Genomic DNA, 15081 nt, shown 5'->3' on the forward strand with positions numbered 1-15081 from the left:
TAATTAAAAAGAAATATTAAGGCTTGAAGAAATGGTATTGGCAAAAGGATAATCAATCCCTCTTTCAGCCTTCACATTTGCTATCCGGAAAATATCATTCATGTAAATATTGAACCTGACACTCCTGATCCCCAGTTTCTTGGTAAACCTTGTATTGTTCATCCAGTAACCAATATTAAATGACTCTCCGGCAATAAAATTATTTTTCTGAACAAAACGTGAGGAAATTGGCGAACGGTCTGTAAGGGAGATCCCTTTAAACTGAGACCTGTCTCCCGCATTTTGCCAGCGACTGTAAAGGGCTCTTTTATCCTGGTTTAAATAGAGACTATTGATATCAATATTCTCAACCTTGTTATATAAAGCGTCATTGAACAGATCTCCGCCAATGCTATACCTTAAATTAACACCAAACTGGAAGCCTTTGTAGCTTAGGTTACTGCTGATCACTCCCTCCACATCTGGCCTGGAATTACCGATCACCTTAATGTCATTTACATTGTAAGTGAAAGTATTTTGCCCGTTGGAATTGACAAAGATCTCCCTTCCTGTTCCCGGATCTATGCCAGCCGACTGTACAGCCCAGATGTCGTCCGGACTATGACCATCAGTATACCTGATTAAGGAATTGTTGGCAAGCTGCTGACCGTTGACAGAATTAAGTGCGTTATTGAAATCTCCATATTTACTCCTCACCATACTGGCCAGCAGTCCCACAGACCAGGTAAGACCATTTGGATTGAAATATGGAGAAAAACGAAGATTTGCTTCCAACCCTTTTGTAGTCAAATTCCCGGCATTGGTTGCATAGCCCGCGATTCCTGTTGAGGAAGAAGGATTGATGAAGACTACCAAGGGATTGGAATACTTATTATAAGCATTAAGTGTTGCGCTTAAACGGTTATTGAACATGGCAAAATCTATTCCCACACTGGTTTGAAAAGTCTTTTGCCATTCCAGGGTCTCATTACCAAAAGAAAGAATCGATACGCCCTGCCCTAATATATTTGAATTGGTCGTATAACCATATGTTGAAATAGAAGAAATATCGGCAAAACCCTGATTTCCGGTAGTCCCTGCATTTCCTCTCAGGCGTAGCAATCCAACAGTACTATTTTCAAGAAAATGTTCCCTGTGAATATTCCATGCAGCCCCCGCCGACCAAAAAGGGGAATATTGTCGCTGTGAGCCGAAGGCAGTAGAGCCATCAAGCCTGTATGTCGCATCAATTACAATACGCTGATCATAAGTATAGTTGACACTGGCCAGTACATTATTTCTACGGTATAGTTTATGGGCACGCTGTGGCTTGGAATTCGGCTGATAGCTAAAAGCGAAAGACGGATCGGCAACAGTACCTAATGGAAATCCAGTGGCAACAAGACCTATACTTTCATCTTCTCTCTGCTCAATATCGGCCCTCAAATTAGCATTAAATAGGCTTTTCTCTGTAAAAGCTTTAGCAAAAGTTAACATCAGGTTGGCGTTATAACTGAAATTATCTATACGGGTCTGTCTGTAAGAGCCGCGTTCGAAAACAGCTGAATTTTGAAACATCGTATGTTCCGGTGGTGTATAAGTAATGTTTTTGAGCCCACCCTTATTTAATTGTATTCCACCATCCAATTTTAAGGAATTATTGAAAGTAACAGTGGCCTGCAGGTTATTTTGAACATTCAGGCTCGTACTCCGATTCTGGTTATCTAAAGAAGCATTGTACAGCGGGTTGCCAATGTTTCCAAAACCAGCAATAATACTGGTACGGGGCAATGTTTCCAGATACATAAGTACGTTACCAGCCTTATCATACGGGGTATTGTAAGGACTGGCCCTTGAAAAGTCTGAGAAGGAACCGTACGGTGATTCGTCGGCACGATAACCACTGACATATAGCTTATTGGCTATGCTCACTTTATTTTTTCCATATACCAAATCAACATTTGCTCCCCAGGTTTGCCTGCCGGAACCCTTCATCAAACCTGATGCATTCCTGAAATTCAGCCCTACACCATACCTGATCTGTTCATCCCCGCCGTCAGCATAAATAGAGTGTGCGTTTGTGAAACCAGTTTGACCGGGTATTCTCAGCCAATCGGTATTCACACCCCGACGCACATTTGCCAGTCTCGCATAGTATAGGGTATCTAAAATCGCCTGGTTGAAATAACTATTGATTCCACTGTTGGTAAAACGGCCTGAAAGCCTTTCAAATTCAAGTTTTTCTGCGGCATTCATCAGGTTAAAATCACTGAGATCCAGCATTTCCACTCTGAAATCTCCAGTATAGCTTAAGCGCATGGTTCCCGGCAAAGGTACTTTGGTCTTTACTACTACTACACCATTTGCTGCCCGGGCACCATATAGCGCAGTTGAGGCAGCATCTTTTAAAATGGTAACAGACGCCACCCTATTCATATCAAGATCAACTATGGTCCTAAGGTCAGACTCAAAACCATCCAGAATGAACAGCGGCTGGTTGGGATCTCCACCAAACTGATCTTTCAATTCAGTCTGAGAAAGCCCGGTTTTTCCACGAAGCTCTATTGTAGGCAAGGTATTCGGGTTTGAACCCATGCGATTATTATCGACCACAATGATAGAAGGATCAAGGGTTTTCAAACTCTGAATAATATTCTGATTACCAATAGCTTTTAACTGATCGCCAGAAATCGTCACTGCAGCACCTGTAAAGTTCTCTTTTCTACGGTCCATCATACCGGTAACAACAATTTCTCCTAATGCCGTTTTAGTCTCGAGCAAACTGACATTGATAATCCTACGGTCTTGTATTTTGATTTCCTGGGTTTTAAAACCGATGTAGGAGCACACCAGAACATCAGTACCGTTAACAGTGAGGTAATACCGTCCTTGGCTATCACTGGTGGTTTTGGTTTCGGTTCCTCTGACCTTGAGGATTGCTCCGGAAAGCGGAGTCCCCAGTGAATCAGTAATTTTTCCGGAAAGCGTATAGGCTGCCAGTGCACTACTATTACTCCAGCTTGCATAACTACTGCTCTCCAATCCACTGATCACAACTGTTTTTTTTACGACTTTGTAGGTAAAGGGCAAATTTTTGAAGCAGGCATCCAATACTGCTTTTAGCGGAACATTATTCAATCGGATACTAACCTTAATATCTCTAAGTTTTCCAGGATAAAAAAAAACGTATTCGGACTGTTTTTCAATATTTCGCAAGGCATTTTCTAGAGAGACACTTCTTTCATTGAGTGTAATCTGACCAAACCCTTTAGCACTAACTTGCAACAAGGCAAACAACATCAATATTGTCGTCAATTTCATGATCCTGACTATTTTTAATGGTAATGGGGGCCACGCACAGGGCATAGCTATATTAAAAGCATTTATTTTCATACTTTTGACTTTCTGGGTTAATCGTGAATTGGTTATGCAATTAATTTATCATCCACAAAAGGATGAAGGGTCGGCTCAGTATTCTGCGCAGGAGTGTGCCAACACTTCTGCGTTTTTCTGGCTAACCCGTGGGGATCATTCAAGGTAAATTTTTGCTCATGGTCTGGGTGGTTTAGGTTAATAAATAGTTGATTTTTTGCTCGTAGATTTATGCAATTTCAGGTTATGGATAAATCGTCATCCGTCTCCCCGTAATATCAAATTTCACCTTGGAAAAACTAAGTACCTCAAGTACATCGTTTAAATTCATATTTCTATAAACCTTGCCATTAAAGGTTTCGTTTGGAACAGGCCCTTCGAAATGGACATCCAGATCATACCAGCGTGAGAGCTGACGCATTACCGCCATCAGGTTGCTGTCCTTAAACACAAAGAAACCATTTTTCCAGGCAACGACTTCCTCTACGTCTGCTCTGGAAACGCTAAGTACACCCCTATCCGACATCGCCTGCTCCCCTGGCTGCAAGAAAATATTGTTATTGACTTTAACACTACCGGTTATCAAAGTGGTTTTTGTGCTCATCTCATCCGCATAGGCATTCACATTAAACTCTGTGCCCAATACTTCCAGTTCCTGCCGAGCAGTACGTACCTTAAATGGCTTTGCCTTATTATGGGTAACTTCAAAATATCCTTCTCCAATAAGCGTCACAATTCTGTTATTTCCTACAAACTTAGAGGGAAACAGCAATTTACTATCCGCATTCAGCCATACTCGAGTACCATCAGAAAGGATCACCTGATAAGTGCCGCCCCGCGGAGTTGAAGCCGTTAACCATTCTATTTCCTCAATATGCCGTGAAAGCTCCTTCTCCCTGTCCGGCATACTTATTTTAGTCCCATCATTATAACGCAGTTCATTTGGATTGACAACAAGTCCAGTCTTTATCTCGCTCAAGAGTATGGTTTTACCATTACCCAAAGTTAAAGTTGCTATATTTTTCCCTGGAGTGATCTCGGGTATAACTTTAGAAATCTGCCCCACTTTATTTCCCTGACTGGAATAGAAAAACAAGCTCACTCCCAAAATTACAAGCGCTGCAACGGCTGCAACGGCTAAAGGCAACCATTTAAGCCTAATTTTTATGTTATCCGTCTTTTGATGAGCCCAGAATTTTTTAAGCCCAGCCTCCTTCATATTAAGGATTTCAGAATCTATTTCCTCCAAACTGACCTGCTTTTGCTGAAACGATTCGCAGACAGCAATGTATAAAAGTATTTCCTGCGTATTGGCTGTGCCTGTATCTATTTTATTTGCCAGTGTGATCAGTTCTTCATTACTCATAATTATTGCATTGTAATAAGAGAGTACCTTAACACTGAAAAGTATTGACAAGAAATAAAAATATCTTTTTACAGAAAGAAATACATCCAGAAATGCATACTACCTAGGTTATCCCGGAGCTTATCCAGCGCACGCTTAATCTGAACTGCTACAGTTCCTTCAGAGATCCCTAGTTTGGCAGCAATTTCCCTATTGCTGAGTTGATCCTCTCTGCTCATGCGAAAAATCTCCCTGCATTTTTCTGGAAGCTGGTGAATAGAACTAGTGATCACCGCCTGCAACTCCCTGAACTCCAAACTTTCTTCATTCACTGTAATAGTAGTATTGTTCAGCGTAGCAAGTAGGTGGTTTTCGCGAATTTTACCACGTCTGATATACTTGGCAGCCTGGTATTTTATTGCTGTCAGCAAATAGGATTTGAGGTTGTTGATCTGATGGTGTGCTCTGTGTTCCCAAAACCAGGTAAGTACATCCTGTACCATATCGTCACACACATATTTATCATCAATCATGTGGTAGGCATAACCAAACAATGGTTTATAGAACCTTTCATACACTTGGTTAAACGCATCGTGGTCTCCTTCTTTTACGAGAACGAGTAGCTGCATTTCATTTGCCTGGCTGTAAGGTGATATTTTCTCCTGCACTTCTGTACCGATATGATGATAATTTTTTATGCACCAATTATATGTATTTATTCCGAGATTATAACAAATCCATTACTACAACAATACCAAGCACAGCATTAAACCATTGTACATTTACCGGGGTGAATATCCGTTCACTTTGTTATGTGTTCCTCATCCGATTTAGTTGCTTTTTTCATAGTAATGGAATAATGTAGTAAACACTAAACATCAGGATCATTTTAAAAACAGCTCAGAACGCCCATCCAGGCGCTCTGAGTGACTAATTAACCTAAATTCACTCCATAGGAGTTTGAAAAAACGCATAAGCTTTCGCTCTATGCTACACGCACCAGATCATGGAGCCAGGCCTTAACCTAACACCAGATCTAAGTAATCTTACGACCGTCCCGGCCTTTGTTTTTCCTTGGCTAACACAGCTCTCTGCTCAACCGAGAGGACAGCATTCATTTTCAATTCCGTTTCTGCTTCCAGTTTTTTTGCAACTGCAGGGATCATTTCCTTATTATCCTTATTTGCCTCAAAAGCCTTAAACATCTGCTCATTATAATGCGTTAGAATCGCAGTTACTTTAGTTTTCTGAACATCTGTGAGTTTGAGTTTCATCACAAGATATTCAGTGGTTTTCATAGCCATTTCTCCCGGACTAGGCATTTTCCTTTCGGGAGTCTGAGCTTTTGTAAATGTGGCCGCTGTAAGCAGCAGGATAAAAATAAAAGATAACTTTTTCATATGTTTATTTATTTAATTTGATTTCAGCCGGCAGTAAGACAAAACGCATATAATTTTGCTTACCGAGGTATTTTTGCGCTGTTTTCTGAAGCAAAATAACACTCAAACGCTTTAACTGTTCAACGTATTTCAGGACTTTTTCCGGGCTATCATTATGCTGATACTGTGTGCTGAGGTAATTTGTCCAAAATGAATTAGATTCCATAACCGCCTTCATTGCCACAGTTTCTTCGGCAACAAACTTCTCCAAGTCGTCTGCAAGCACTCCCTGATCCCTAAGTTTATCGATCTCTTCCCAGGTGGCAGCAATCAGCTTGTCCACATTCTGCGGGGAACAACCAAAATTAACGGTAAATGAGTAGTGTACCTGCGGCGACCTTGTCAGTTCCAGTCCCACAGAAGGAGAATAAACACCCCCTTCCTGTTCCCTTAACCGGTCAGTCAAACGAAAACCAAGAATACTCTTCAACGCCTCCAGCTGCAGATTGTTCCGTTCACTAAACTGATAATCACCATGAATGACCAGCTTCACAGTCGCTTTTTCAGCCGCGCCATTGTAAACAGTTCTGCTCAGTTGTCCTTTAGGCATACGAATTCCCAGATCCTTAGCCGATTCCTTTCTGCCTGTGGCAGGCAATCCACCAAGGTACTTCAACAGCAAAGGACGAACAGCAACAGGATCAAAACTCCCTGTAAAGATGAAGGTGAAATCTGAAGCATCCATAAAGCGATCCTTATAGATTTCCATCGCCCTAGCCAGATCAATCCTGTCGAGTTTATCCACACCAGGAGCAGTACGGCGCATATGGTAATTGTTCATAACTGCATTGATCGTATCTGAGAATTCAGATTCCGGTGATTTCGCTCTGTTCAACAGCGAGGCCTTTGCCCTGCTCATGCTATTGGCAAATACCAGAGTATCCTTTCTTGGCTGCGTAAAATATAGGTAAACCAACTGCAACGCAGTTTCGAGATCCTTACCCGTAGCACCTCCAGACACTCCTTCCAGCGACTCCCCGATATAAGGAGAAACACTCAGCTGCTTCCCGTTGAGCGTCCTTCTCAGCTGAGCCGGCGTCAGTATTCCTATGCCACCCGCAGCCACAACACCAGCCGCCGCCGCACCAGACTGATCATCAGCAAACGGATAAAGCGAAGTACCGCCCGGACTGAACGCAGTAAAATTTATTTCATCACTCTTGAATTTTGTAGGCTTCAAGATTACTCTAACCCCATTACTAAATTTCAGGTTCGTAATTCCCAGCGCAGGAATCGATTTTTCTGACAAGACCCTACCCGGTACAGGCACGGAGGTCATTAAAGGTAGCAAGGCAGTATCCTCTTCTTTAAACAATACAGCCTGAGCCTGTTCCAAACTATCAAACCAGGCATTCATCAACTGTTCCGTCGGCAGATTCGCCTGCTCACTTGCCGGCGCGGTAACCACTACATCCCTGTTGACATCAGTGATAAAATCCGCTGCCAATTGCTTTACGGAAGACAGATCAATTTCTGCCAGGAATTTTTTAGTCAGTTCAAATTCTTTTTCAATACCCGGACTAGCCTCACCAATGGTAAAATGGCGCGTATATTCCTGTACATATTCGGCCGAGGACTTGTGATCCTTTTCATTCAGCGCGCGCTCCATTCCACTCAGATAATTTTGCTTCGCACGTTCCAGTTCCGCCGCCGTAAAACCCAGATTGCGAATAGAGAGAATCTCCGTCCAGAAAGTCCGGAATCCCTGCTCCAATTGGCCCGGCCTAACCGACACCGATCCACTGAAACTGTCCATATTGGCTATAAAAGAGCCAATGCCAGCACCTGCACGCAAATACAACTCCGTATTTTTTTCCGCCACAGCGGCAAAACGTGCGGCAGTCATCTGGTTAAACAGCCCACGGACTACCAGATCACGGTATCCACCGGTCGTACTCAGATGCTGACGGTAATGTTTAATGGTTACCTCAATCGAAGCCACAGGTATTTCCGGATCTGCAATTGCTATGTACTGGTTCTTTCCTTTCAGCTCTATCGCATATTCAGGCCTAGGTCTTTGGTTAACCGGATTTTTAAGATCAGCGAACAAGCGCTCTACCATCAGTTGCACCGCCTTCACATCCACATCCCCTACAACAATCAGAGCCTGTAGATTTGGACGGTACCAGTCCCTATAAAAATCCTTAATAGCCTGAGGAGGAAAATTTTTGATCACCTGCTCGGTCCCGATAGGATTACGTAGCGCATAGCGTGAACCGTTTACCATCATCGGAAAGATCAGATCAGAGATCCGCTTTTTAGTCCCTTCTGCCAGCCTTTTCTCTTCCAGCACAACGCCGCGCTCTTTGTCAATCTCGACAGGATCCAGGGTAGCCTCACGGGCCCAGTCCCGCATCACCTGCAATCCCTTTTCGAGCATCTGTGGATTTTCAATCGGAAAAGGGAGCTGGTATACCGTCTCATCAAAAGACGTATAAGCGTTCAGATCAGCACCAAAGCGGACACCGGTCTTTTCCAGAAAATTCACCATAGTTTTACCCGGAAAATTTGTAGTGCCATTAAAGCTCATGTGTTCCAGTAAATGTGCCAGCCCTTGCTGATTATCATTTTCAAGGATGGATCCCACCTTATTCACCAAGTACATCACAACCTTATTTTTGGGCTCCTTATTCGATCTGATGTAATAGCTGAATCCATTAGACAGCTTTCCAATTGTTACCGCCGGGTCTAATGCCAGCTGCTCCTGCATGTTTACAGTCGCTGATACCCGATCCTGCCCAATAACAGGCAGAGCGCTCATTGTGGAAACAATCAATATCGGAAGCAAATGCTTCCAGCGATATTTTACGTGTATTTTAATCATTATTTATTGGTTTTAATTCGTTGTTCAGCATGTTCAATATGCCTTCATTTTCAATGATGATCATCCCCTGACGATCTTCGGTTATGCCCTCTTGTAGCTGATAAGTATAACTGGGAATTGTACCAACCATTTTTGTTGGTAAAAAAACAAACCTGGTTGTCCCGCTGCATTGCTTTAATGCCTCGCCCACTTCAATAATGTGTGTTGAGATAATAAAAAAACAATTCTGGTAATTAGCAAAAGCCTCTGTCACCTGCAAAGTCGCATCGTAGGCATCTTTGACATTAGTCCCTTTGAAAAGCTCATCAAAAATGACATAAAGGTCCTTACCTGAACTCACCCCCTGGGCTACTGTTTTTACGCGCAATACCTCCGCATAGAAATGACTCAGCCCCTGGGAGAGGCTGTCCGGAACATTTATCGAGGAATATATCCCATCCTTAACTGAAAAGACCATTTCCTCGGCATCAATGGGAAAGCCCATATGCGCCAAATATACCGAAGTGCCAAAAGCCTTCATCAATGTAGATTTACCCGCCATATTCGCACCGGTCAGAAACATAACATTATTGCCCGAGTAAAACGAAACAGGGTTCCCTATCGCATGCTCCACCTGCAAGTGCTTCAACTGCGAGGCACGCATAAAATTCTTCTCTTTTGTTAAAGCTCGTGGATAACAAAGCCCTCTTGATCTGGCCACAGCCGAAACCGCAATACATACATCTAAATGATAAATGAGCTGCAGCAGCGTGCTCAGGCTTGCATGTAACTGATGTCGGAGCAGGTAATCCAAACGGATCGCCCTGAACAGAGATAGCCTGCGTGTATTCCGGGTGTTTAACCCGGCAGCGCTTAAATCCTTCAACAGGTTTTCGACCCGATGGAACTCTTCTGAATAAGCATCACCTGCAACAGGCCTGGTCATCCGAGTAATCAGCACCATACAGCTCTCTATCACAGACTGTGTAGCTTTTATTCCGCTAAGCAGGTCCGGGTAAGCTTCATCCCGCACACTTTCACTCAAAACATATTTCCTGGCAACTGCAAATCCACTCAACAGAAGATTCCCTTTATTTTTGTTATGCAGGTAGCCTTCCATTATAGATAACAATTGCTGGTCAAACGGCAAAGACAGTGACTGTTCTCCAAAATACTGAAAGATAGCCGTCCGCTCGTTGATCGCCACCGGACAGGTTAGCGGATGCTGAAACATGGAAGACAGCATATTTCCTGCCCCCATGGTCTGAACCTTGTTAAATAGACTGAATATTGATCCTGGTTTATATTTACCCAAGATATTCAGATCTTCCAGTGTTTGTTTGTCGGCATAAAAGCTCATAATTTTCCCCTTTCTAAAATTTCAAGAATCCCCTCATTACGAATGATCACCATTCCGTGCCGGTCATCGGTAATGCCATTTTTAAGCTGGTAAGTGTATACAGGCTTATTTCCGTTCATGGATGTGGGCAAGTAACAAAACCGAATGTTTCGATATTTCGCCTTCAGCACAGCCCCGGCTTCAATAATATGCGTTGAGATCACAAACACAGAGTCGTGTTTGGCCGCAAAGGCCCCGGTAATGGCAATTGTAGCCTCGCAAGCATCTTTCACATTGGTACCTCGGAACAACTCATCTATCATGACAAACAGTTTCCTGGATTGCTGAAGTGTCCGGGCAATTTTTTTAACCCGTAGCACCTCAGCATAAAAATGACTGGCACCTGCATTCAGGTTATCCGAAAGATTAATAGTTGTCAGCATGCCATCGAAGACGGAAAACTCCATCTTTGAGGCCGCTACCGGAAACCCCATATGCGCCAGGTAGACTGCGACGCCCAAAGATTTCATAAAAGTAGACTTCCCGGCCATGTTCGCCCCTGTCAGAAAAATTACATTGCCATTCTTGTCAATAGCAATCGAATTGCAAACCGGCGTTTTCACATGAGGATGATAGACACCCTCCAGCAGAAGGGACGGCTGATCTCCTACTGAGACCACCGGAAACACAAAACCACGCCTCACCGCGACTTTAGCTACTGTGATAAAAACATCGATGTGATATATATGGTCCAGGAGTTTTCTCACCTGTTGCTGGTTACGAAAGCGCAAAACTACATCCAGCTCAGAAAGCTGCTCATAGGACAACCTATATTTTTCAGTATGGGGAAGTCTCACAAAAGCCTCACTGTCCAGCAGTGCCACAATATCCTGGTAATGATCTGAAAAAGCATTATAGTTCAGCCCTTGCAGCAGAACTACAAATCTCCTCATGGCATCCACCATGCTAATGATCGATTTCACCCCAATACTGATCATTCTGTAATTGGGATCCTCAACGATCATGGCATTAAACTTCCTGGCCAGATTATCATCTTCCCGCGCTATCCTGGAACGCTCATCCCGATTATTCAGGTAATCCTCAGTCTCAGCAAAATTTTCGTTTTGAAAGGGAAACCTCAGATCAATAGCAGCGAAAAACTGAATGATATCCAAACGCCTTTGAATACCATCAGCGGCCGAGAGCGGACAGCGGAACATTCCCTCAAGAATTCCTGCTCCACCTAAAGTGGAAGTATGGTTAAACATTTCATACACCGAAGAGTTGCCTGCTTTACCAAAAACATTCAGGTCGTCAAGAGTTTGCTGGTCTGTTATAAATTGCATTTTCACCTTATTTTCTTTTACGTCTGATCAAAAATATCATCCCGGACAGGATCAGAATGCCCGGGAATATCCCCATATAAATAATCTTGATGATCTTCAGCTGAGCCACGCTGAGGAACAATTTCTTATCCACCATCGGCGGATGGGTGGCATCGACCGGAAACTCTCCGTTCACAAACCAGCTGAAAAGCCCGATCCCGAAGTTTTGATTTGACTGAGGCCCGTAAGCACCATCGTACAGCCCCCTGTTGCTTAGAAAATCTGCGTCGCCAGCCACCACGATACGCTGCTCCCTACCCTGAACTTTTCTGGTAAGTGAAACTACTGTAGGGAAACTCCCTTTAAGGTCACCTTCCTTTGCTGAATAAACCACAGCGCCAGAATCAGACACCAGCTTACCTTTTTTTATCCAGCTTAGCGCTGCATCACTCACCAGCATAGGTTTTATGATAAAACCACTGGTATCACTATAGCTTAATCCGGTAGCTCCCATCATCGCCACAGGTACCTGGTCAGTATAGGCAGACAAGAAAAACCTTGATTTGTCGGCAGCTTCAGAGCTGAGCTGAGCTTTAATGAGTTCATAAGGATTTGTACTTCCCTGTTCAGGCATCATCAAGCCACTCCGGCCATTACCTTTGTTCGGATCTATCCTGCTCAATGTACCACCCCCGTTGGGTCCACTTTTAATGGTCTGATTGCCGCCAGTCTGGATAGAAGGCAGAGGAACATTCATCCCGGAAAGGTTATCATTCTGAACCAACTGGTGATCCATCAACTGAACACCAATGGTCTTTAATAACGGGTTGAGCACACCCTGCTTACCAGGTTCACCGCATACCAGTAAATTACCTCCCTGGTTAATGTATTCCCTGATTTTTGATGTAGCGTTTGCGGAAAACTCCGATTTCGGATCGGCAATAATCAGGGCGGTCAGGCCTTCAGGTATCTGCTGATCATTCAGTGAAATACTCTCACTATCAAAACCTTGGTTCATCAGGGAATTTCGAAGGTGCAATCCGTTGGTCAAAGCACCATAATCCCTGTCACCCCTTGGATTTCGATTACGTTCCAGTTCCCCTGTGACAAAGGCAATTTTGGGAAGAGGAGCTATCAGTCTTTTTAATGCGGCGACAACCTCAGTCTCGGTAGGGAAAATAGCTATGTCATCGTAAACTCTTAGAAAAGTAGTTCTCCCCTGGTATTTCAATACACTCACAAAACTATTCTGCTCGGCACTAAGGTCTATGATCTTTCTTATTTGTTCAGGACTCATACAATCCTTTAAATCCATATTAAATGTCTTCGCCGCATTTTCCGCGATTTCCTTCAGCGTTTTCCCGGGATTTGAAGCCTCAAGGTTATGGTCCTGTCCGGGGTAATCGTAATAATACACATACTTCAATGTGATGTTGTGGTTTGCCCTGAGATAAGGCTCCCATCTGTCCAGGTCCCGGTTGCGCTGACTTGGCAAACCGCCCCAAACAAATCTGTCCAGTATATTTATATAAGTCGTAATTTCCAGCGGGTGATCCCCCAGTTGGTTGATATATTTTTTTACGTTAGGATGCAGGGTGAATAATTTGACCTGCGTGCCATCATAGGAAATGATAAACCTGGGCATTGAGCTCAGGTACCCGATCATCAGTGTCAGCAAAAATGTGAACACGTATTTAGAAAGAATAAACATAGCAGACCTCGATTGTCTGTCTCCCTGCATCTTAATATAACTGAAAGTCAGGAACATCACGATAATAGCAAGAAAATACACCACATCCTTACTACTGATATACCCCGTAAACATATGCTCCGCCCTTGAGGCTATAGACAAAAAATAAGTCAGGCTTCTGACAAAGTCATAATCCTGCCAGACTGAACCAATGTAGTTCAAAATGGCAAATACAACCAGGGTACATAATGCCGCAACAACCTGATAAGAGGTAAGACAAGACATGAACAGCCCAATTGCCGCATAAGTACAAAATATCAGGAACACCCCCAGCATCCCACATAACATCGTACTCAGGCTAGCCTGCTCAATCACAGAGGCTCCGATCAAAACATAGGTTGCCAGAACAAGTACAAGCAGGAAATTATAGGCCATCATGGCCAAAAACTTACCCATTATAATCTCCCTGATCTTAATCGGTGAGGAAAACAACAGTTTTATGGTACCACTACTGATCTCCCTGCTGATTAGTCCCATAGTCAGTAATGGCAGGTAGAGGTAAACTTTTTTAGCAACATCACCAAACAGACCGGTTCTCCCAAATATTTTCATCGTTAAATACCCAACCCCATCGGCATAACCACCCCCAAGATTCTGGAGTGTGAGGTTATCTTCCAGTAGCGAGGCAAATGCCAAGCCACTCTGAAATATAAAAATCGTCGTCAGGAACCAGGCTATGGGTGAATAAAATAGCGTCCGCAGCTCAGCGCCAGCTATTTTCAAAGAAGTAGTCATCATATTTAGAAAAGGTTTTTATTTTTGGATTTACTGGACAGTTGTGCGAAAATTTCATCTACAGAACTTTTGTCCACGGTTATTTCTTTAAGTAGCCAGTTATTTTTCACGCTGAGCTCTATAAGCTTTCCACTGATTTCCTGATCGCTGCTAAAATGCAGGCGAATCTGGCGTTCGCTCAACTGATCGAAACCGGTGATACCAGGAATGTTCAAAAACACTTCCGGCGCAGGAGCATTGTCCATGATCATTCGTAAGCTCTTTGGTTCCAGGTAGCCATTAAAAGCATCCATCGTATCAGCAAAAACGATCCTACCTCCTTCGATCATTGTGATTTCATTGCAGAGCAGCTGAATTTCGGAAAGCACGTGCGAGGATAGAATGACCGCCCTGTCTTCAGCTATTTCTCTGATGAGTGACCTGACCTCAACAATCTGATTGGGATCGAGCCCGTTAGTAGGCTCATCGAGTACCACCAGTTTTGGCCGGTGAATGATTGCCTGAGCGATTCCCACCCGCTGACGGTAGCCACCGGAGAGATTTTTGATCAGCCTGGTGCCGAAATGGGTAATGCCACAACTCTCCTTGGCCTCTGCTACCGCATCAGCGATACCTGACTTTGGTATCAACCGAAGCCCAGCACAATACTTCAGGTATTCATCTACCGTAAAGTCCAGGTACAGCGGAGGATTCTGTGGAAGAAAGCCTATTCTTTTTTTTGCTTCCTCGGGCTCCATTCTGATATCTAAGCCGTCAATCATAACCAAGCCCTGGGTATGATTCAATACCCCGCACATGATGTTCATGGTTGTAGACTTACCCGCACCGTTTGATCCCAGCAGACCAGTTATTCCGGTCTGGGCGATCTCCAGATTGATATCGCGAATGGCCCACGAATTGTTATACTTATGAGATAAACCTTCAATTTTTAAAATTTGATTCTGCATTTTTGTTCGATTTTTAGACAAGCCGTCCTACCCCGCATTCCTGCGGG

Annotated in this window: 9 protein-coding genes; all 9 read right to left on the bottom strand. The window is 43.6% G+C overall.

Annotated features, from left to right (window positions below; translation table 11 throughout):
• Positions 1-3: 3 nt before the first annotated feature.
• Complete coding sequence (locus DBR43_RS03390) at positions 4-3300, bottom strand: SusC/RagA family TonB-linked outer membrane protein (RefSeq protein WP_158622415.1); 3297 nt, start codon at positions 3298-3300, stop codon at positions 4-6.
• Between the two features lie 295 nt (positions 3301-3595).
• Positions 3596-4717 carry a FecR family protein gene (locus DBR43_RS03395; RefSeq protein ID WP_124577906.1) on the bottom strand — a complete coding sequence of 374 codons (1122 nt, stop codon included), beginning with the start codon at positions 4715-4717 and terminating at the stop codon, positions 3596-3598.
• Positions 4718-4785: 68 nt separating this feature from the next.
• Positions 4786-5364, bottom strand: coding sequence for an RNA polymerase sigma-70 factor (locus DBR43_RS03400; protein ID WP_124577908.1), 579 nt, complete (start codon positions 5362-5364; stop codon positions 4786-4788).
• A gap of 378 nt (positions 5365-5742) precedes the next feature.
• On the bottom strand, positions 5743-6096 hold the full coding sequence (locus tag DBR43_RS03405; protein WP_124577910.1) for a hypothetical protein: 354 nt from the start codon (positions 6094-6096) through the stop codon (positions 5743-5745).
• 4 nt (positions 6097-6100) lie between these two features.
• The gene (locus DBR43_RS03410; RefSeq protein WP_124577912.1) at positions 6101-8959 is read right to left on the bottom strand and encodes a M16 family metallopeptidase; all 2859 of its coding nucleotides are present in this window, start codon (positions 8957-8959) and stop codon (positions 6101-6103) included.
• Positions 8952-10298, bottom strand: coding sequence for a MutS-related protein (locus DBR43_RS03415; RefSeq protein WP_124577914.1), 1347 nt, complete (start codon positions 10296-10298; stop codon positions 8952-8954). The genes DBR43_RS03410 and DBR43_RS03415 overlap by 8 nt, the downstream gene beginning before the upstream one ends.
• Positions 10295-11623, bottom strand: a complete 1329-nt coding sequence (locus tag DBR43_RS03420; protein WP_124577916.1) for a MutS-related protein — start codon at positions 11621-11623, stop codon at positions 10295-10297. The genes DBR43_RS03415 and DBR43_RS03420 overlap by 4 nt, the downstream gene beginning before the upstream one ends.
• A 7-nt stretch (positions 11624-11630) precedes the next feature.
• Entirely contained in the window at positions 11631-14090 is a 2460-nt protein-coding gene (locus tag DBR43_RS03425; RefSeq protein ID WP_124577918.1) for a Gldg family protein, read from the bottom strand.
• A gap of 2 nt (positions 14091-14092) precedes the next feature.
• Positions 14093-15034 (bottom strand): ABC transporter ATP-binding protein, encoded by a 942-nt coding sequence (locus tag DBR43_RS03430; protein ID WP_124577920.1) that lies wholly within the window; start codon positions 15032-15034, stop codon positions 14093-14095.
• Positions 15035-15081: the final 47 nt, after the last annotated feature.

This window comes from Pedobacter sp. KBW06 (assembly GCF_003852525.1).
Taxonomy (GTDB): domain Bacteria; phylum Bacteroidota; class Bacteroidia; order Sphingobacteriales; family Sphingobacteriaceae; genus Pedobacter.

Coding starts and splice junctions, on each gene's coding strand:
- DBR43_RS03420 (WP_124577916.1), bottom strand. CDS start 11,623: ATGCAATTTATAACAGACCAGCAAACTCTTGACGACCTGAATGTTTTT.
- DBR43_RS03410 (WP_124577912.1), bottom strand. CDS start 8,959: ATGATTAAAATACACGTAAAATATCGCTGGAAGCATTTGCTTCCGATA.
- DBR43_RS03415 (WP_124577914.1), bottom strand. CDS start 10,298: ATGAGCTTTTATGCCGACAAACAAACACTGGAAGATCTGAATATCTTG.
- DBR43_RS03425 (WP_124577918.1), bottom strand. CDS start 14,090: ATGATGACTACTTCTTTGAAAATAGCTGGCGCTGAGCTGCGGACGCTA.
- DBR43_RS03430 (WP_124577920.1), bottom strand. CDS start 15,034: ATGCAGAATCAAATTTTAAAAATTGAAGGTTTATCTCATAAGTATAAC.
- DBR43_RS03405 (WP_124577910.1), bottom strand. CDS start 6,096: ATGAAAAAGTTATCTTTTATTTTTATCCTGCTGCTTACAGCGGCCACA.
- DBR43_RS03395 (WP_124577906.1), bottom strand. CDS start 4,717: ATGAGTAATGAAGAACTGATCACACTGGCAAATAAAATAGATACAGGC.
- DBR43_RS03390 (WP_158622415.1), bottom strand. CDS start 3,300: ATGAAATTGACGACAATATTGATGTTGTTTGCCTTGTTGCAAGTTAGT.